The sequence below is a fragment of the Streptomyces sp. NBC_00005 genome (assembly GCF_045160215.1).
GTDB lineage: Bacteria > Actinomycetota > Actinomycetes > Streptomycetales > Streptomycetaceae > Streptomyces.
This window is the reverse complement of sequence record NZ_CP108316.1, coordinates 3,756,173-3,776,599: the sequence shown is the minus strand read 5'-3', so window position 1 is coordinate 3,776,599 and position 20,427 is coordinate 3,756,173. Positions and strand designations below refer to the sequence as shown.

11 protein-coding genes are annotated in these 20,427 nt (G+C 70.2%); 1 reads left to right on the top strand and 10 read right to left on the bottom strand.

What is annotated here, in order from left to right:
* Positions 1-13: 13 nt before the first annotated feature.
* The 3 genes from treS to OG303_RS17205 all read right to left on the bottom strand — a co-directional run bounded on the left by treS (position 14) and on the right by OG303_RS17205 (position 5,262).
* On the bottom strand, positions 14-1,714 hold the full coding sequence (treS, locus tag OG303_RS17215) for a maltose alpha-D-glucosyltransferase (protein ID WP_405869268.1): 1,701 nt from the start codon (positions 1,712-1,714) through the stop codon (positions 14-16).
* The gene (locus OG303_RS17210; RefSeq protein WP_405869267.1) at positions 1,711-3,843 is read right to left on the bottom strand and encodes an alpha-1,4-glucan--maltose-1-phosphate maltosyltransferase; all 2,133 of its coding nucleotides are present in this window, start codon (positions 3,841-3,843) and stop codon (positions 1,711-1,713) included. Before OG303_RS17210 ends, treS begins: the two co-directional genes overlap by 4 nt.
* 216 nt (positions 3,844-4,059) lie before the next feature.
* Positions 4,060-5,262: a S8 family peptidase gene (locus OG303_RS17205; RefSeq protein ID WP_405869266.1), complete on the bottom strand. Its 1,203-nt coding sequence runs from the start codon at positions 5,260-5,262 to the stop codon at positions 4,060-4,062.
* Positions 5,263-5,524: 262 nt separating this feature from the next.
* Between OG303_RS17205 and OG303_RS17200 the strand changes: the two genes are divergently transcribed.
* Positions 5,525-8,143, top strand: a complete 2,619-nt coding sequence (locus OG303_RS17200) for a glycosyltransferase family 1 protein (protein WP_405869265.1) — start codon at positions 5,525-5,527, stop codon at positions 8,141-8,143.
* A 109-nt stretch (positions 8,144-8,252) separates the two neighbouring features.
* Here OG303_RS17200 and OG303_RS17195 read toward each other — a convergent pair whose 3' ends face one another.
* The 7 genes from OG303_RS17195 to OG303_RS17165 all read right to left on the bottom strand — a co-directional run bounded on the left by OG303_RS17195 (position 8,253) and on the right by OG303_RS17165 (position 20,381).
* Positions 8,253-8,771 (bottom strand): DUF1990 domain-containing protein, encoded by a 519-nt coding sequence (locus tag OG303_RS17195; RefSeq protein ID WP_405869264.1) that lies wholly within the window; start codon positions 8,769-8,771, stop codon positions 8,253-8,255.
* A 69-nt stretch (positions 8,772-8,840) separates the two neighbouring features.
* The gene (locus OG303_RS17190) at positions 8,841-10,508 is read right to left on the bottom strand and encodes a M4 family metallopeptidase (RefSeq protein ID WP_405869263.1); all 1,668 of its coding nucleotides are present in this window, start codon (positions 10,506-10,508) and stop codon (positions 8,841-8,843) included.
* A gap of 293 nt (positions 10,509-10,801) precedes the next feature.
* Positions 10,802-12,835, bottom strand: a complete 2,034-nt coding sequence (locus tag OG303_RS17185) for a M4 family metallopeptidase (protein WP_405869262.1) — start codon at positions 12,833-12,835, stop codon at positions 10,802-10,804.
* A 290-nt stretch (positions 12,836-13,125) separates the two neighbouring features.
* Positions 13,126-14,820, bottom strand: coding sequence for an ABC transporter ATP-binding protein (locus OG303_RS17180; RefSeq protein WP_405877316.1), 1,695 nt, complete (start codon positions 14,818-14,820; stop codon positions 13,126-13,128).
* A gap of 50 nt (positions 14,821-14,870) precedes the next feature.
* Complete coding sequence (locus tag OG303_RS17175; RefSeq protein ID WP_405869261.1) at positions 14,871-16,688, bottom strand: ABC transporter transmembrane domain-containing protein; 1,818 nt, start codon at positions 16,686-16,688, stop codon at positions 14,871-14,873.
* Between the two features lie 25 nt (positions 16,689-16,713).
* Positions 16,714-18,573, bottom strand: coding sequence for an ABC transporter ATP-binding protein (locus tag OG303_RS17170; protein WP_405869260.1), 1,860 nt, complete (start codon positions 18,571-18,573; stop codon positions 16,714-16,716).
* Positions 18,570-20,381, bottom strand: a complete 1,812-nt coding sequence (locus OG303_RS17165) for an ABC transporter ATP-binding protein (protein ID WP_405869259.1) — start codon at positions 20,379-20,381, stop codon at positions 18,570-18,572. Before OG303_RS17165 ends, OG303_RS17170 begins: the two co-directional genes overlap by 4 nt.
* Positions 20,382-20,427 lie beyond the last annotated feature (46 nt).

Below are 20,427 nucleotides of genomic sequence, written 5' to 3'. Positions count from 1 at the left end.
GTTCTACGAGGCGCTACGCGGGGTCCTTGCGCAGCCGGAACCAGTAGAAGCCGTGCCCGCCGAGCGTCAGCAAGTACGGCAGCTCACCGATGGCCGGAAAGCGCACGCCGCCGAACAGCTCGACGGGGTGCCGCCCGCTGAACCTGCTCAGGTCCAGCTCCGTCGGCTGCGCGAAACGCGAGAAGTTGTTCACGCACAGCACCAGGTCGTCCTCGTACTCGCGCAGGAAGGCGATCACCGCCGGGTTGGACGACGGCAGTTCGGTGTACGACCCCAGCCCGAAGGCCGGGTTCTGCTTGCGGATCTCGATCATCCGGCGGGTCCAGTGCAGCAGCGAGGAGGGCGACGACATCGACGCCTCGACGTTGGTGACCTGGTAGCCGTAGACGGGGTCCATGATGGTCGGCAGAGAGAGCCGCCCGGGGTCACAGGATGAAAAACCTGCGTTGCGATCCGGTGTCCACTGCATCGGCGTGCGTACGGCGTCGCGGTCGCCGAGCCAGATGTTGTCGCCCATGCCGATCTCGTCGCCGTAGTAGAGGATCGGCGAGCCGGGCAGGGACAGCAGCAGGGCGGTGAACAGTTCGATCTGGTTGCGGTCGTTGTCCAGGAGCGGGGCGAGCCGGCGGCGGATGCCGATGTTGGCGCGCATACGCGGGTCCTTCGCGTATTCGGCCCACATGTAGTCGCGTTCCTCGTCGGTGACCATTTCGAGGGTCAGCTCGTCGTGGTTGCGCAGGAAGATGCCCCATTGGCAGCTGGAGGGAATGGCCGGGGTCTTGGCGAGGATTTCCGAGACGGGGTAGCGGGATTCCCGTCGTACGGCCATGAAGATCCGTGGCATGACCGGGAAGTGGAATGCCATGTGGCATTCGTCGCCGCCGCTCTGGTAGTCGCCGAAGTAGTCGACGACGTCCTCCGGCCACTGGTTGGCCTCCGCGAGCAGCACCGTGTCCGGGTAGTGGGCGTCGATCTCCTTCCGTACCCGCTTGAGGAACTCATGGGTGGCCGGAAGGTTCTCGCAGTTGGTGCCCTCCTGCTGGTAGAGGTACGGCACCGCGTCGAGGCGGAAGCCGTCGATGCCCAGGTCCAGCCAGAAGCGGAGGGCGGAGGTGATCTCCTCCTGGACGGCCGGGTTCTCGTAGTTGAGGTCCGGCTGGTGGGAGAAGAAGCGGTGCCAGTAGTACTGCTTGCGGACCGGGTCGAAGGTCCAGTTGGAGGCCTCGGTGTCGACGAAGATGATCCGCGCGTCCGGGAACTGCTTGTCGTCGTCGGCCCAGACGTAGTAGTCGCCGTAGGGCCCGTCGGGGTCCTTCCTCGACTCTTGGAACCACGGGTGCTGGTCGCTGGTGTGGTTCATGACGAAGTCGATGATGACGCGCATGCCGCGCTGGTGGGCGGCGTCGACGAACTCCACGAAGTCGGCGAGGTCACCGAACTCCGGGAGTACGGCCGTGTAGTCCGAGACGTCGTAACCGCCGTCCCTCAGCGGTGACTTGAAGAAGGGCGGCAGCCAGAGGCAGTCGACGCCCAGCCACTGCAGATAGTCGAGCTTGGCGGTGATGCCCTTGAGGTCGCCCACGCCGTCGCCGTTGCTGTCCTGGAAGGAACGGACCAGGACCTCGTAGAAGACCGCACGCTTGAACCAATCCGGGTCCCGGTCCTTGGCAGGGGTGTCCTCGAAGGTGTCGGGAACGGGTTCGTTGACGATCATGTTGTGGGTGACCCTCCGATCTGCGGGGTGGACGGTCGCAGGACGGTGCTGTGCTCATCCGGGGGCCAATCCCCGGACCCCCGGCCGACAGTAAGCACGTGTGCCTGGCCAGGCTGTAGGCGTACGTAATTGGCCCTGCCCCAGTGATAGGTCTCGCCGGTGAGTTCGTCACGCACCGGCACCGACTCGTGCCATTCCAGGCCGAGTTGCGGCATGTCCAACGAGACCGTGGCCTCCTGGGTGTGGTGAGGGTCGAGGTTGGCGACCACCAGAACCGTGTTCGAGCCGCTCCGCTTCGAGTACGCGATCACCGCGTCCTGGTCCGCGTGATGGAAGTGCAGGTCGCGCAACTGACGCAGGGCGGGGTTCGAGCGCCGGATGTCGTTGAGTTTGGTGATGAGGGGGGTGATGGTGTGGCCTTGGCGTTCGGCCGACTCCCAGTCGCGGGGCTTGAGTTGGTATTTCTCGGAGTCGAGGTATTCCTCGCTGCCGTCCCTGATGGGGGTGTTCTCGCACAGTTCGTAGCCGGAGTAGATGCCCCAGGCGGGGGAGAGGGTGGCGGCCAGTACGGCGCGCAGTTCGAAGGCGGGGCGGCCGCCGCGCTGGAGGAACTCGTGCAGGATGTCGGGGGTGTTGACGAAGAAGTTGGGCCGCATGTAGGCGGCCGCCTCGCCCGAGAGCTCCTGCAGGTATGCGGTCAGTTCCTGCTTGGCGGTGCGCCAGGTGTAGTAGGTGTAGGACTGCTGGAAGCCGATCTGGCCGAGGGTGTGCATCATCGCGGGGCGGGTGAAGGCCTCGGCCAGGAAGATGACGTCGGGGTCGGTGGCGTTGATGTCGGCGATCACCCGCTGCCAGAACAGGACCGGTTTGGTGTGCGGGTTGTCGACGCGGAAGATGCGCACGCCGTGGCTCATCCACAGCCGCAGGACCCGCAGGGTTTCGGTGATCAGGCCGTCGAGGTCGGCGTCGAAGGCGATCGGGTAGATGTCCTGGTACTTCTTCGGCGGGTTCTCGGCGTAGGCGATGGTGCCGTCGGGGCGGTGGTGGAACCACTCGGGGTGTTTCTGCACCCAGGGGTGGTCGGGGGAGCACTGCAGGGCGAAGTCGAGGGCCACCTCCAGGCCGAGGGCGCCGGCCTGTTGGACGAACCAGGTGAAGTCCTCGATGGTGCCGAGTTGGGGGTGGACGCTGTCGTGGCCGCCTTCGGGGGAGCCGATGGCCCAGGGCACGCCGACGTCGTCGGGGCCGGCGGAGAGGGTGTTGTTGCGGCCCTTGCGGAAGGTGGTGCCGATGGGGTGGATGGGCGGCAGGTAGAGCACGTCGAAGCCCATGGCGGCGATGGCGGGCAGTCGGCGGGCGGCGGTGCGGAACGTGCCGTGCGGCTGGGTGGGGGTGCCTTCGGAGCGGGGGAAGAACTCGTACCAGGCGCCGTACAGGGCGCGTTCGCGTTCCACCAGCAGCGGCAGGGTCTGCGAGGCGGTGACGAACTCACGCAGGGGATGCCGGGCCAGGACCGCGTCCACCTCCGGCGTCAACGCCGCCGCCAAGCGTGAGGCGGCCGGTCGGGTCTCGTCCCGCAGGGCGTCGACGGCGGCCAGTACTGTGTCACATTCCACACCCGGCACCCCGGCGGCCGCACGCTCGTACAGCCGCGCGCCCTCCTCCAGCACCAGTTCCGTGTCCATCCCCGCAGGGATCTTGATCTGGGCGTGATGGCGCCAGGTGGTGACCGGATCGCCCCAGGCCTCCACGGTGTACGTCCAGTGGCCGGGTTCGCCGGCGGTGACGGTGGCGCCCCAGCGGTCGGTGCCCGGGGCCAGTTCCCGCATCGGGGTCCATGGACCGGGACGGCCCTGCGGGTCCTTCAGGACGACGTCGGCGGCGACCGCGTCGTGGCCCTCACGGAACACGGTGGCCGAGATCTCGAACGACTCGCCGGTCACGGCCTTGGCCGGCCTGCGGCCGTGCTGGACGACCGGGCGGACGTCGAGGACGGGTATGCGCCCGATGCCGGCGGCCTCGCCCGCGGAGGGTGGCTCCGGGGCCGGCGGTGCGGCGGCGGTGGGGCGCACGGGGGGTGCTTCGGTGCTGGGCGTCGGGGGTGCTGACGAGTGGTGCGTGGCGGGCATGACCGCTCCTGTCCGCGTCAACGTGGGTGGGCGGATGGGCTGTGGGGAGGTGGGTCCTGCGTGGTGTGTCCGTGGAGTACCCGAGGGTGTACCGGAGGAGCCTTCCCACCCTATTCGGGTGGGCAATCCGGCACTTTGTTAACTACTCACGCGTATGTCTACACACAAGACCGACCCCGTTCGTGAACAAACGGGGCCGGTATCGGAACCGCGGTGTTAAGAACCCGGCACCTGCAGAAGCTCGTCCGGTGAGCCGAGGCCGCGGCCGGAGACCTTCCCGGACACCGCCAGCCTGACGAGTGCCTTGGAGACCTGGGCCGGTGCCGCCTTCGGATGGTCGGCCAGATACAGCGCGGCCGTGCCCGCCACATGCGGCGATGCCATCGACGTACCGGAGAAGGTCGCCTTGCCGGTGTTGCTCGCGTAGGAGGCCGAGGTGATCGACACTCCGGGGGCGAACAGGTCCACGGCCGAGCCGAAGTTGGAGAAGCTCGCCCGCGCGTCCTTGTTGTCGGTCGCGCCGACCGTGATGGCCTCCTTCACGTCCGCCGGCGAGTAGAGCGCGGCCGGCAGGCCGTCGTTGCCCGCGGCGACGGCGTAGGTGACGCCCGACGCGATCGAGTTGCGTACGGCCGCGTCCAGCTGGGCGTTGTGGTAGCCGCCCAGGCTGAGGTTGGCGACCGCGGGCTTCTTCGCGTGCTTGGTCACCCAGTCGATGCCCGCGATGACCTGCGCCGTCGTACCGGAGCCGTTGTTGTCGAGGACGCGGACGGCGACGACCTTGGCCTGCTTGGCGACGCCGTACGTCGTGCCGACGATGGTGCCGGCGACGTGGGTGCCGTGGCCGTTGCCGTCGGACGCGGTCTTGTCGTTTCCGACGAAGTCCCATCCGTAGCTCGCCCGGCCGCCGAAGTCCTTGTGCGTGATGCGGATGCCGGTGTCGATCACGTAGGCCGTCACCCCGCGGCCCGCCGACTCGGGCCAGGTGTAGCTCTTGTTCAGCGGCAGGCCCGGCTGGTCGATCCGGTCCAGGCCCCAGGACGGCGGGTTCTTCTGCGTGTGGTCGAGCGACACCCGTGTGTCCTGGGCGACCGAGGCGACCTGGGAGTCGGCCGCGAGCAGCTTCGCGTGTCTCTCGTTCGCCCTGATCGCGTAGCCGTTGAGGACCGTGCCGTAGGTGTGGCTTATTTTCGCCCCGTACTTCTCGGCGATGTCTTTTCCGGTCGCCGACGGAGCCTTCGTTCCCCCCTTGAGTGTCACCAGGTAACTTCCGCTGACGGCGCCGGGTTCTCCGGCGCCGAGTATCAGCCCTTCCGCTGCGGCGTGCGCGGGCATGGTGATGGCCGAGAGAGCGGTGGCGCAGGCCACCGCGGTCAGGCCCCCTGCCCAGCGCAGACGCCGGTTTCGCGTCCGTGGCATGGTCGAGTCCCCCTCCCTGTTGACTCCACCTGGCAGCCTCTCGTGCGGTGGAGAAGGCCCACAAGAGGGCCTACGTGGGCGGAATCGGCCATGTCGGCCATGGGGGACGGGTGAAGGTTGCGGTGTTTTCCGGACTCTGTACGAGTCTGTTGTGCTCTTGGACGTGCCGTGGTTGCGGAGCCCTCCGCACCGATACCGTCGAGGTTGACGACGAGACGCACAGAGTTGTGCGTCCGCACAGCGACACGCGTCGAGGTGGAATGTGAAGGCGATCCGTCGATTCACCGTCCGACCCGTTCTCCCCGAACCCCTCCGTCCGCTCAGCGATCTGGCCCGCAACCTGCGCTGGTCCTGGCATGCGGAGACCCGCGACCTCTTCCAGTCCGTCGACCCCGAGCACTGGGCCGCCTCGGAATGCGATCCCGTACGGCTGCTGGGGAGCGTGTCGCCCGGGCGGCTCGCGGAGCTGGCCGAGGACCGCCATTTCCTGCGCCGTCTCACGGAGGTCTCGGACGACCTGCGCGACTATGTGAGCGGCGACCGCTGGTATCAGGCCCAGTCCGGCGAACTCCCCGCCGCCATCGCCTACTTCTCGCCCGAGTTCGGCATCACGGCAGCCCTGCCCCAGTACTCCGGCGGCCTCGGCATCCTCGCCGGCGACCATCTGAAGGCCGCCAGCGACCTCGGCGTTCCCCTGATCGGCGTAGGCCTCCTGTACCGGCACGGTTACTTCCGCCAGTCCCTGTCCCGGGACGGCTGGCAGCAGGAGCACTACCCGGTCCTGGACCCCAACGAACTGCCCGTCGCCCTCCTCGAAGAGCCCGACGGCACCCCCGCCCAGGTCTCCCTCGCCCTGCCCGGCGGCAAGCAGTTGCACGCCCGCGTGTGGCTCGCCCAGGTCGGCCGCGTCCCCCTCCTGATGCTCGACTCCGACGTCGAGGACAACGACCTCGGCGAACGCGGGGTGACCGACCGGCTCTACGGCGGCGGCAGCGAGCACCGTCTGCTGCAGGAGATGCTGCTCGGGATCGGAGGGGTCCGGGCGGTGCGGACGTACTGCCGGCTCGCCGGCCACCCCGCGCCCGAGGTCTTCCACACCAACGAGGGCCACGCCGGCTTCCTCGGCCTGGAGCGCATCGCCGAACTCTGTGACGGCGGGCTCGACTTCGACTCCGCGCTGGAAGCGGTCCGCGCCGGAACCGTCTTCACCACCCACACCCCCGTCCCCGCCGGCATCGACCGCTTCGACCGCGAGCTGGTCGCCCACCACTTCGGCGCCGCCGCCGAACTCCCGCGCATCGACGTCGAACGCATCCTGCGGCTGGGCATGGAGACCTACCCCGGCGGCGAACCGAACCTCTTCAACATGGCCGTGATGGGTCTGCGCCTGGGGCAGCGCGCCAACGGCGTCTCCCTCCTGCACGGCCAGGTCAGCCGCGAGATGTTCTCCGGCCTGTGGCCGGGATTCGACCCCGAAGAGGTACCGATCACCTCCGTGACCAACGGGGTGCACGCGCCCACCTGGGTCGCCCCCGAGGTCTTCCGGCTCGGCGCCCGGCAGATCGGCGCACAGCGCACCGAGGACGCGCTGACGGTCGGCGGCTCGGACCGCTGGGACGCCGTGGGGGACATCGCCGACCAGGACATCTGGGAGCTCAGGCGGAACCTGCGCGAGCAACTGGTGGACGAGGTGCGCCGGCGGCTGCGGGCCTCCTGGCGCGGACGCGGCGCGGGGACGGCCGAGTTGGGGTGGATCGACGGGGTCATGGACCCGGACGTCCTCACCATCGGCTTCGCGCGGCGCGTCCCCTCGTACAAGCGCCTGACCCTGATGCTGCGCGACCGCGACCGTCTGATGAGCCTTCTGCTGCACCCGGAACGCCCCATCCAGATCGTGGTCGCGGGCAAGGCACACCCGGCGGACGACGGTGGGAAACGGCTGGTGCAGGAGCTGGTGCGGTTCGCCGACGACCCGCGCGTGCGCCACCGCATCGTGTTCCTCCCCGACTACGGCATGGCGATGGCGCAGAAGCTCTACCCGGGCTGCGACATCTGGCTCAACAACCCCCTGCGCCCGCTGGAGGCCTGCGGCACGTCCGGTATGAAGGCCGCCCTCAACGGCTGCCTCAACCTCTCGGTCCTGGACGGCTGGTGGGACGAGTGGTTCCAGCCCGACTTCGGCTGGGCGATCCCCACGGCGGACGGCGTCGGCACCGACCCCGACCGCCGCGACGCCATAGAGGCCGAGGCGCTGTACGACCTGCTGGAACAGCGGGTGGCCCCCCGTTTCTACGAGCGGGGTCAGCACGGCCTGCCCGACCGCTGGATCGAGATGGTGCGCCAGACCCTCACCCTGCTCGGCCCGAAGGTGCTGGCCGGCCGCATGGTCCGTGAGTACGTCGAGCGCCTCTACGCCCCGGCCGCCCACGCGCACCGCACGCTGGACCCGGACTCCGCACGCGAACTCGCGGCCTGGAAGGCACGGGTGCGGTCCGCCTGGCACGACGTCACCGTCGACCACGTGGAGACGTCTGCCGCCACGGCCACCGCGGAACTCGGCACCACGCTCGGACTGCGCGTGCGCGTGGGCCTCGGCGAACTCGGGCCGGACGACGTGGAGGTGCAGGTCGTCTCGGGCCGCGTCGACCCGGAGGACCACATCGCGGACGCGGCGACGGTCCCGCTGAAGCCGGCGGGCAGCCCCGACGCGGAGGGCCGCTGGGTCTACGAGGGCCCGCTCTCCCTGGATCGCACCGGCCCGTACGGCTACACGGTCCGCATCCTGCCCGCCCACCGACTGCTGGCGTCCGGTGCGGAGTTGGGCCTGGTGGCGGTGCCGTCGGAGGAGATGGGGGAGGGGGCAGGAGTACTCATGCGGTGATTCAGCCCGTCTGGGGGTACCCCCTCTGGGGGAGTTTGAGGACGAGGCCGTCAGGCCGACAGCGGGGGCCTGGGGGCGGCAGCCCCCAGTACGGCCACACCAACCCCGTTCAGTCCTCGGACACCGGCGCACACAACTGCTGAAGTACCTTGCCGCACCGCCGCGCGTAAGCGTTCTGCAGCCCCCGCGTGGCCGGGCCGCCGGCCCGCGCGTACCACTTCGCGGGCCGGCTGAACGCGGACACCGTCAGCCACACCGTGCCGTCTCCCGTGCGCTCCACGACGAAGAGTTCCTCGCCGCACTCCGGGTGTCCGGTCAGCGTGCCGTACGCCCAGCCGGCGCGGCGGGGCTCCTCGACCGTGTAGATGATGCGGCAGGGGGCCTTGATCACCCCGGCGAGGGTGACGGTGACGTCGACGTCCGGGGCGGCCCGCTCCGCGCTCGCGTCGATGCCCACACCCAGCTCCCGGTGCATCTCCCAGGTCAGGACGGCATCGGCCGCTCTGCGGAAGCAGGGTTCACCCTCGCCGATGCGCGAGCGCACGTGCAGGGGGCGGAAGCCGGGCGGGCAGAACCCGCCGCGGCGGGTCCCGCCGACGTCGTCGTAGGTGAAGTCCTCCAGGCGCATGGGACACAAGAGTAGGGCGGCACCCGGGAATGCCTTCGTCCCGGGTACCGCCCGCCAACCCCCCTCGGGTCAGCTCACGTTGACCGCGGACCAGGCCGCGGCGACCGCCTTGTACTCCGTGCTGGTCGAGCCGTACAGCGCGGACGCCGCCGACAGCGTGCCCGTACGCGCCGACTTGTAGTTCGTCGACGACGTGAAGTACGTGGTCAGCGCCTTGTACCAGATCTGCAGCGCCTTGTCGCGGCCGATGCCGGTGACCGTGGAGCCGTTGGACGTCGGCGAGTTGTAGGTCACGCCGTTGATCGTCTTCGAGCCGCTGCCCTCGGACAGCAGGTAGAAGAAGTGGTTCGCGACACCGGACGAGTAGTGGACGTCCAGGTTGCCGACGCCCGAGGACCAGTTGTCCGCCGAGCCGCCGTCCTTGCTGGGCTTGTCCATGTAGCGCAGCGGGGAGCCGTCGCCGTTGATGTCGATCTTCTCGCCGATGAGGTAGTCGCCCTTGTCGGACGCGTTGCCCGCGTAGAACTCGACGCCGGTGCCGAAGATGTCGGAGGTGGCCTCGTTGAGACCGCCGGACTCGCCCGAGTACTCCAGGCCCGCGGTGTTGGCGGTGACGCCGTGGCTCATCTCGTGGCCGGCCACGTCCAGCGAGGTCAGCGGGTGCGTGTTGCTCTCGCCGTCGCCGTACGTCATGCAGAAGCAGCTGTCGTCCCAGAACGCGTTGACGTACGAACTGCCGTAGTGGACACGGGAGTAGGCGCCGACACCGTTGTTCTTGATGCCGCTGCGGCCGAAGGTGGACTTGTAGAAGTCCCAGGTCTCCTGCGCGCCGTAGGCGGCGTCGGCGGCCGCGGTCTGGTCGGCGGTGGAGCTGGAGGCGGCGCCGGTGCCCCAGACGTTGTCCGTGTCGGTGAACAGCGTGCCGGTGCCGGAGCTGCTGCTGTGCTTCAGGTTGTACGTCTTGTGGTTGCCGCGCGAGGCGTCGGTCAGCGTGTACGACGTGCCCGACCCGGACGTGGTGAGGCTGACCGTGCCCGAGTACAGCGTCTTGCCGGTGCCGGTCGCGTTCTCGATGCCCTGGTACTCGAAGAGCTTCTTGCCGGTGGCGGCGTCGGTGATGACGTGCAGCTGGTTGGGGGTGCCGTCGTCCTGGAGGCCGCCGACGATCGTCTCGTAGGCGAGGACGGGCTTGCCGGAGCCGGCCCAGACGACCTTGCGGGCGCCGTCGGCCGCGGTCTTGGCGGAGCCCAGCGTCTTGGCGGCGCTCACCGCCTGCTTCTCGGCCTTGGCCGCGGTGATCTGCGGCTTCAGCGAGGCGACCTTGATGGCGGCCTTCGTCGCCTTGGTGACGCCCTCGCTCTTGCCGGACTTCGCGGTGTGGACGACCAGGTCGCCGCCGAGGACCGGCAGGCCCGCGTAGGTGCGCTCGTAGCGGGTGTGAACGGTGCCGTCGGCGTCCTTGACGACGTCCTTGACGACGAGCTTCTCCTTGGCGCCGAGACCTATGTTCTGGGCCGTCTCGGCGACGTCGGCCTGGGCCTTCTTGATGAGCGTGGTGCGGGCGGCGTCCGACAGCGCGGCGGGCGCGGCGGCGAGCGGCGTCTTGGCCGCGGAGTCCACCGGGATCTGGGCGGCGGCCGAACCGGCGGTCAGACCGGTGGTGAGCAGGGCGCCGGCTGCGACAGCGGTGGCTATGGCCAGGGTCGAACGCTTGTGACGCGCGTAGAGGGGGGTCACACAAGCTCCTTGTGGTGGGGGAGTCCGGCACGGCGTGGGGCGCCCGGCCGGATTTGCTGTGAAGTTGTGCGGCGGTTGTGAGGAAGAGTGGCACCGGGGGCGCGTACATGTCATGACCCCCTGGTGATGTTGGCCGAAAATCGACTCCCGGGTGAACATTGCCGGAATGTAAACGGACTTGACCTCGGTAAAGGTCAAACCAGTGGCTGGTATGTGTGCGGCAAAAAGAGGGCGCCACCCCGGGGAGTCGAACCACCGGGGCGGCGCCCTGACTTGGGACCCTCGGGGCCGGTCTACGGGAAGGTGAGCTTCCAGCTGTTGATGTAGCCGGTGTCCTGCGCCGCCTGGTCCTGGACCTTCAACTTCCAGGCGCCGTTGGCGACTTCGGAGGAGGCGTTGACCGTGTAGGTCTCGTTGACGTTGTCCGCCGAGTCGGAGGAGCTGAAGTTCTTCAGGCGGTACGTCGAGCCGTCCGGGGCCACCAGGTCGATCACCAGGTCACCGCGCCAGGTGTGCACGATGTCGACCGAAACCTGAAGGTTCGAGGGGGCGTTGCCGGTCCGGCCGGACACGGTGACCGACGAGGTCACGGCCGCCCCGTTGTCCGGAATCGACACGTCCGCGGTGTTCTCGAAGGACGTGCCGCCACCGCCGCCGCCACCGGAGCGCGCACCCACCGCGACGCCCGCCCACGCGTCCTGCACCGCCTTGTACTCGGTGGACGTCGTGCCGTACAGCTCACCCGCCGCCGCGAGCGTTCCGGTGCGGGCGGCCGCGTAGTTGGTGGTGGACGTGAACTTCGTGGTCAGCGCCCGGTACCAGATCTGCAGCGCCTTGTCCCGGCCGATGCCGGTGACCGGAAGCCCGTCCGCCGTCGGCGAGTTGTAGCTGACGCCGTTGATGACCTTGGCGCCGCTGCCCTCGCTCAGCAGGTAGAAGAAGTGGTTCGCGGGGCCCGAGGAGTAGTGCACGTCGATGCCGCCGATACCGGAGTACCAGCTGTCCTTGGACGAGCCGTCCTTGCTGGGCTTGTCCATGTAGCGCAGCGGCGTGCCGTCGCCGTTGATGTCGATCTTCTCGCCGATGAGGTAGTCGCCCACGTCGGACGAGTTGTTGGCGTAGAACTCGACGCCGGTGCCGAAGATGTCGGAGGTGGCCTCGTTCAACCCGCCCGACTCACCGCTGTAGTTGAGGCCGGCCGTGTTCGACGTGACGCCGTGGCTCATCTCGTGCCCGGCGACGTCGAGCGAGGTCAGGGGGTCGGCGTTGCCGGAGCCGTCGCCGTACGTCATGCAGAAGCAGCCGTCGTCCCAGAACGCGTTCACGTACGAGTTGCCGTAGTGCACGCGGGAGTAGGCGCCGACGCCGTTGTTCTTGATGCCGGAGCGGCCGAAGGTGTTCTTGTAGAAGTCCCAGGTCTCCGCGGCGCCGTAGTGCGCGTCGGCGCCCGCGGTCGCCGCGTTCGATGTGGTGCCGTTGCCCCAGGTGTTGCTGGTCTGGGAGAACAGCGTGCCGGTGCCGGACGTGCCGCGGTTCAGGTTGTACGTCTTGTGGCCCCCGCGGTCGCCGTCGGTCAGCGTGTAGTTCGAGCCCGACTGGGTCGTCGTCAGCGGGACCGTGCCGCTGTACTGGGTGTTGCCGGTGCCGGTCGCGTTCTCGATGCCCTGGTACTCGTAGAGCTTCTTGCCGGTGGCGGCGTCGGTGATGACGTGCAGCTGGTTCGGCGTGCCGTCGTCCTGGAGGCCGCCGACGACCGTCTCGTACGCCAGGGTCGGCTTGCCGTTCGCCGCCCAGATCACCTTGCGCGGCGCGATGTCGGCGGTGGCCTTGGTGGAACCGAGGGCCTTTGCGCGCTTCACGGCCTGCTGCTCGGCGGCCGCCCTGGTGATGTCCGGGGTGACGTCGGAGACCTTGATGGCGGCGTTCGTCGCCTTGATGACGCCCTTGGTGGCGCCCGACTTGGCGGTGTCGACGACCAGGTCGCCGCCGAGGACCGGCAGGCCGTCGTAGGTGCGCTCGTAGCGGGTGTGGAGGGTGCCGTCGGCGTCCTTGACGACGTCACGGGCGACGAGCTTCTCCTTGGCGGCGAGACCTATGTCCTTCGCGGTCTGCGCGCGGGCGGTGTCGGCGTCGCGTATCAGCTCGGCGCGCTGGGAGGGGGTGAGCTTGACGGCCGCGTGGGCCGGATTCGCCTTGCCCGCGGCCGACGGTGTCTTGTCCGGGACGGCGGACGCGGCGCCCGACTGGACGGCCGCGGCGAGCAGGGCGGTGACGCCGGCGACGGCGAGGATGTGGGAGGTGCGTCTGCGAGAGGAATTGCGTCTCAACACTGACTCCTTCTGCATGGCCGCGGATTGCGCGGCCAGGGGGAGATCCGGACGGTGGGTCGACCGTCCGGGCAGAGCTGGGCAGAACTGAACCAATGCAGAACCAGGTGCACGCGGCCGTGTGACGACACAGCGGCATAACTGTGGGGTTGCTGTGAAGCGGCCGTGGGAAGCCTGGCACCGGATGGCGCTTTCTGTCAGGGGCGCGTCAGGAAGTTGGCCGGAAATGGTTCGTTGTCCGGATGTTCATGTCCGGTATGCGGACCCGTGGCGCGGGTCGGGCGGCACCATCAGGAGGGCTCCCCGTGCCAGGTGTGCCACAGCGCCGCGTACGCCCCCTCGGCCGCCACCAGCTCGTCGTGCGTGCCCAGTTCGGTCAGGAGGCCGTCCTCCATCACGGCCACGCGGTCCGCGTCGTGGGCGGTGTGCAGACGGTGGGCGATGGCGATGACGGTGCGGCCCTCCAGTACGGCGGCCAGGGCGCGCTCGGTGTGCCGGGCCGTCGTCGGGTCCAGCAACGCCGTGGCCTCGTCGAGGATCAGGGTGTGCGGGTCGGCCAGGACGACGCGGGCGAGGGCGAGTTGCTGGGCCTGCGAGCCGTCCGTACGCGAACCGCCGTCGCCGAGCCGGGTGTTGAGGCCGTCCGGCAGCTCCCGTACCCAGTCCTCCGCGCCGACCGCCGTGAGGGCGGACCACAACTGCTCGTCCGTGGCGGACGGTTCGGCGATCAGCAGGTTCTCGCGGACGGTGCCGAGGAACACGTGGTGCTCCTGGGTGACCAGCACGACCTGACGGCGCAGCTGCTCGGGTCCGAGGCCGACCACGGGCACCCCGCCGACCGTCACCGTCCCCTCCGTCGGCGCGTCGACGCCCGCGAGGAGCCGGCTGAGCGTGGTCTTCCCGGCGCCGGAGGGGCCCACGACCGCCAGTCGCTCGCCCGGCCGTACGGTCAGGTCGACCCCGCGCAGCACCTCGCCGCCACGGTCGTAGGCGTACCGCACCCCGGTCACGTCGATCCGGTCGTCGGCCGGCGTGGGCGACTCGGCCTCCCGGGCCCGCGGTGCCCGGGCCAGGCCCTCCACGCGGGCGAACGAGGCGCCGCTGCTCTGCAGTTGCTCGATCCGCATCAGGATCTCGTCGAGCGGTCCGCTCAGCCGTTGCTGGTACAGGGCCGCCGCCACCACCGCGCCCAGACTCAGCGTGCCCTGCCCGTGCAGCACCCCGCCGACCAGCAGGACGGCCGCGACGGGGACGAGGTAGGAGACCTCCACCGCCGGGAAGAACACGGTGCGCAGGAACAGCGTGTACAGCCGTGTGCGCCGGGACGTCTCCAGCGCGTCCCGGCTCGCCGCGATCCGCCGCCGCTCCAGCCGCAGCGCCTCGACCGTGCGGGCGCCGGACGCCGTCGCCGCGACGATCTCGGCCACGTCGGAGGTGGCGGCGCCCTCGGCGAGGTAGCCGTCGCGGGCCCGGCGCAGATACCAGCGCAGCGTGCACCAGATGCCGATCAGCCCGAGCAGACCGCACGCGCCGAGCAGCGGGTCGAGGGCGAAGACGGCACCGAGCAGGAACACCGCCTGCACGGTGTTGATGAGCAGCTCCGGGCCGACATCGCGCAGCGTCGTGCCGACCATGGCCACGTCCGCCGTGCCGCGCGCCGTCAGATCGCCGGTGCCCGCCCGCTCCAGGACCGCCGCGGGCAGCGCGAGCGCCCGGTCGACGAACTGCTCCCGTACGCGGGCCAGGGTCCGTTCCCCGAACCGGTGCCCCACGTAGCGCGCCCAGCGCGCCAGCATCAGCTGGGCCAGTGAGCAGAGCAGGATCCACAGTGCCAGCCGGTCGACGGCGCTCACGCCGTCTCCGTTCTGCACCTCGTCGACGATCCGGCCGACCAGCCAGGGGCCGGCCAACCCGGCCGCTGCGGCGAGCGCGTTCAGCGCCAGTACGGCGGCGAAGGCCCGTCGGTCGGCCCGCACCAGGCGCATCACGGCCCGGCGGACGTCGGCGGGTCCGGCGACGGGGAGGTGATGTGCCGTCACCGTACGGCCTCCTCGGTGGCGGTCTCGTCCGCGTCCCGGGCCACCAGCGCGCGGTATCCCGGCTCGCCGTCGAGCAGTTCGCGGTGTCCGCCGACGGCTGCGACCTTGCCCTCTTCCAGGTAGTAGACGGTGTCCGCCTGGTCGAGAACCAGCGGTGAGGTGGTCGTGACCAGGGTCGTACGGCCCTCCCGCGCGTCCCGCAGGCGCCGGGCGACCAGGGCTTCGGTGTGGGCGTCGAGGGCCGATGTCGGTTCGACGGCGAGGAGGATCTCGGGATCGGTGAGGAGGGCTCGGACCAGGCGGATGCGTTGGCGTTGGCCGCCGGAGAGGTTGCGTCCCTGGGCGTCGATGGGTGAGTCGAGGCCGTCCGGCAGGCCCTGGACGATGTCGTTGGCTACGGCTGCGTGCAGGGTTGCGGACAGGTGCGCCTCAGAGGGTGCCTCGGGTTCTTGTCGGGCGGCTGCGGGTTTGTTGTGGCTGGTCGCGCCCCGCGGCGGAGCCGCATGTTCACACAGCCCCGCGCCCCTGAAGGGCGCTGCTGCACCGGCGATCACATCGCGCAGTATTCCTGCGAAGAGGTCTGCCTCGTGGTCGGCCACCAGGATTCTTGCCCGGACCTGGGGCAGGGCGATCTCGTCCAGCGGTATGTCGCCCCAGGTCGCCCTCGACGAGGTGTACCGGCCGAGGCGGTCCACGACCGTTGCCGCGTCGGACGGGTGGGCGCAGGCCAGGGCGGTCAGGCGGCCCGGCTGTATCCGTACGCCCGATTCGGGGTCGTGCAGGACCGATGGTTCCGCGGGGGCGTCCCGGACGCCGGTGTCGGCGAGTGGCTCCAGTTGCAGGAACCGTACGACCCGCCGGGCCGCCACCAGCCCGCGGCTGATCTGGTACCCGCACTCGACCCAGAAGGCCACCGGCCCTACCAGTACCGCCACATAGCCGTACACCGAGACCAACTCGCCGATGCTGATGGACCCTTGGGCGGCGAGCCGCGCCGCCAGCCAGGTCACCACCGCGAGGAACAGGGTCGGCAGCCCGACCCCGAGCGCCTGGACCCAGCTGGTCACCGCCCCGACCCGGTAGCCCTGCCGGCGCAGCCGCTGCGAGTCACGGTGGAAGGCGTCGGCGAACAGCCCTTTGCCGCCCAGGCCGTTGAGGACCCGCAGCCCGCCCGCGAGGTCCGCGATCCGCGCGGTGAGCACGCCCTGCCGTTCCCGGTACTCGGTCTCCGTGCCCTGCAGCCGGGCCAGCAACGGCCCTACGAGGACGACGATCAGGGGGATGCCGAGCAGGACCACGGCGGCGATGAGTGGGGAGATCGCCAGCAGCAGGCCGGCGACCGCCAGATACGCGACGACCGCGCCGACCCCGGGGCCGACGACCGTCAGCGACTGGCTGATCGTCTGCACGTCGCCCACCCCGATGGTGACGACCTCCCCGGCTCCGACCCGGCGCGGCAGCGCGGCTCCCAGCCGGACCGCCTGACCCACGACCACCTTCACCGTGCGGAAGTTGGCGTCCATCCGCACCCGCGTCATCGTGCGGTGCCGCATGATGCTCAGCCAGGCGTTGAACGCGCCGACCCCGAAGAGCGCGGCCGTCCAGCCCGCCAGCGCCGGATAGTCGTCGGGCTCCAGACCGTCGTCGATCGCCCGGGACAGCAGATACGGCGTCGCCGCCAGCAGCACCATCCACACGCTGCCCAGCACCGCGCCGGCCAGCGACCGGCCGGGCTGACAGCGGACCAGCCACCACAGATAGCGCCCGCCGCCACGACGGTCGGGTTCGCCCGGATCCTCGTACGCGTCGATCATCAGCCCCCGCCTCCTGTGCCCGCCGTCACGCCAGACTGTCCCGCCACGCCCGGTGCAGATCCGCGAACCGCCCGGTGCCCGCGACGAGTTCGGCCGGGCTGCCGTCCTCCACGATCCTCCCGTGCTCCATGACCAGTACCCGGTCCGCGATCTCGACGGTCGACAGCCGGTGCGCGATGACGACCGCCGTACGTCCGTGCAGCACCGTCGACATCGCCCGCTGCACGGCCCGTTCGCCCGGGATGTCGAGGGAGCTGGTCGCCTCGTCGAGGATCAGCACGGCCGGGTCGGCGAGCAACGCACGGGCGAAGGCGACGAGTTGGCGCTGCCCGGCCGAGATGCGGCCGCCCCGCTTGCGTACGTCCGTGTCGTACCCGTCGGGCAGCGCCTCGATGAAGTCGTGCGCGCCGATCGCCTTCGCGGCCCCCTCGATCTGCTCGCGGGTCGCCTCCGGGCGGCCGATGGCGATGTTCTCGGCGACCGTGCCGGAGAACAGGAACGCCTCCTGCGTCACCATCACCACCCCGCGCCGCAGTTCGGGCACGGCCAGCTCGCGCAGGTCGACGCCGTCCAGCAGGACTTGGCCGTCGGAGGGGTCGTAGAAGCGGGCGAGGAGTTTGGCCAGCGTCGACTTACCGGCGCCGGTCGAGCCGACCACCGCGACCGTCTGCCCGGCGGGGACGGTGAGGTCGAAGCGGGGCAGGACCTCGCCGCCGGTGCGGTAGCCGAAGCGGACGCCGTCGAAGACGACCTCGCGGCCGGGGTGCTCGCTCTCGAGTGCGGGCAGTTCCACGGGACTTGACGGCTCCGGCACCGTCGGCGTCTGCGCGAGCAGCCCGGCGATCTTCTCCAGGGATGCCGCCGCCGACTGGTACGAGTTCAGGAACATACCGAGCCGGTCGATGGGGTCGTACAGGCGGCGCAGGTAGAGGACCGCTGCCGCCAGCACGCCCAGTTCGAGCGAGCCGCCCGCAACCCGGTAGGCGCCCCACAGCACGATCCCCGCGACGGCCGTGTTGGCGACCAGCCGGGAGCCGACGACATACCGGGCCATCTCCAGGAGGGCGTCGCCGTTGACCCGCTCGTGCCGCCGGTTCAGCACCCGGAAGTCGGCGTCGTTGGCGGCCTCGCGACGGAAGGCGCGCACCGGCCGGATGCCGTTCATGGTCTCGACGAACTTGACGATGACGGAGGCGATGGCGGTCGATCGCAGCCGGTACACCCGTACCGCGCGCCGCCGGTAGACCCGTACGAGGAGGTACAGCGGCACGAAGGACACCACCGCGACGGCGCCGAGGCCCGGATCCAGCCAGAGCAGCATCGCCGAGATGTAGACGAACGAGAGGATGACCGTGACGAGTTCCTGCAGGCCCTCGCTGAGCAGTTCCCTGAGCGACTCCACGTCCGTCGTCGAGCGGGAGATCAGCCGGCCCGAGGTGTAGCGCTCGTGGAAGTCGATGCTCAGCGCCTGCGCATGCCGGAAGATACGGCCGCGCAGGTCGAGCAGCACGTCCTGGTTGACGCGCGCGGAGGCGATGATGAACGCGTACTGCAGCCCGCCGGAGACCAGCGCGCACAGCAGATAGCCGACGGCCACCGCGATCAACGGGCCGTGGCGCTGGTCCCGGAACGCCGGTACGGCGCTGTCGATCGCGTACGCCACCAGCAGCGGGCCCGCCTGGACGGCCGCCTGCTGGAGCAGCAGCAGGAAACTGGTGAACGCGACACGGGCCTTCATCGGGGCGAGCAGCGAGCGCAGCAGGGTGGCGGTGGCGCCCGGGGGAGTGGGCAGGACGTCCTTGTCGAAGGGGTCCTCGGCGCCCTTCGGGCGGGGCAGGTCCGGTTCGTCGTCCGCCGCGGGGACGGACGTGGTGGTGGCCGTCATCGGTCGTCCTCCGCTTCCCCGGTGCCGGACATCAGGTGGGCGTACTCGGCGTTCGTGCGCAGCAGTTCGTGATGCGTGCCCACGGCGGTGATCCGGCCGCCGGACAGCAGGGCGACCCGGTCGGCGAGCAGGACCGTGGACGGGCGGTGCGCCACGATGAGGGCGGTCGTGTCCGTGAGCACGTCCCGCAGCGCGGCCTCGACCGCGGCCTCGGTGTGCACGTCCAGGGCGGACAAGGGGTCGTCGAGGACGAGGAACCTGGGTCTTCCCACGACGGCTCGGGCGAGCGCCAGCCGCTGCCGTTGCCCGCCCGAGAGGCTGAGGCCCTGCTCGCCGACCTGGGTGTCCGTGCCCTGGGGCAGCGCGTGCGTGAAGTCCGCCTGCGCGACGGCCAGCGCGCGGTTCAACTCGGCTGCGCCCGCGCTGTCGTCGGCCCCCATGAGCACGTTGTCCCCGACGCTCGCGGAGAAGAGCGTGGGCTCCTCGAAGGCCACGGCGACGAGGGCGCGCAGCGCCTCCCGGGGCATCCCGGCGATGTCCTCGCCGTCCAGCGTGATGCGGCCCGACGTCACCTCGTGGAGGCGGGGGACGAGGGCGGTCAGGGTCGTCTTGCCGCTGCCGGTGGCGCCCACCAGGGCCATGGACTCGCCGGGGCGGATGTGCAGGTCGATGTCGTGGAGGACGGGTGGGGAGCCGGCCGGGGCGTCGGGGTAGCGGAACCGGACGTCGTGGAAGCGAAGTCCGTTGTCCTTGACGCCCGTTGAGCCGGCGCCGCGACTGCCCGCGGCTGTCGCCTCCTCGGGCTCCTCGTCCATCACCTCGAAGTACCGCTCCGTGGCCGTCGCCGCCTCCTGGCTCATCGCCAGCAGGAAGCCGATCGAGTCCACCGGCCACCGCAGCGCGAGGGCCGTCGACAGGAAGGCGACCAGCGTCCCGGCGGACAGCGCACCATCGGCCACCTGCACCGTGCCGAGCACCAGCGCCGCCCCGATCGCCACCTCCGGCAGCGTCACGATGACGCCCCAGATCGTGGCGAGCAGCCCCGCCTTGCGCAGCTCCGTCCCCCGCAGGGTCCGCGTCAGCTCCCGGAACGCCCGCGCCTGACTGCGGTGCCGCCCGAACCCCTTGATGATCCGGATCCCGAGCACGCTCTCCTCGACGACCGTCGTCAGATCGCCGACCTGGTCCTGCGCGAGCCGCGCCACATGGGCGTACCGCTTCTCGAAGATCACGCACGTGACCATCACGGGGATGGCCGGACCCAGGATCACCAGCCCCAGCGTCCAGTCCTGCAACAGCATGATCGCCACGCCGACGACAATCGTCACCCCGTTGACCAGCAGGAACGTCAGCGGAAAGGCGAGGAACATGCGCACCAGCATCAGGTCCGTCGTCCCGCGCGACAGCAGCTGCCCCGACGCCCACCGGTCGTGGAAGGCGACCGGCAGCCGCTGCAGATGCCCGTACAGATCGGCCCGCATCCCCGCCTCGACGCTCGACAGCGGCCGCGCCACCAGCCACCGCCGCAGCCCGAACAGCAGGGCCTCGGCGAACCCGAGGAGCAGCAGGTACAGCGCCCCGAGCCACACTCCCGCGGGGTCCCGGTCGGCGACCGGCCCGTCGACCATCCACTTCAGCACGAGCGGGATGACGAGCCCCGCGCACGAGGCGAGTACGGCGACGGACGCGGCGGTGAACAGCCGCGCCCGCACGGGCCGTACGTACGGCCACAGGCGCAGCAGCGTGCGTACGGCGGATCGGTCGGTGGTGTCTCCGGGTTCCTTGGTGGTTGCAGGTGTCGTGGCCATCAGCTGTGAGCCTACGGACCGGCACTGACAACGCCCACCGAGTTTT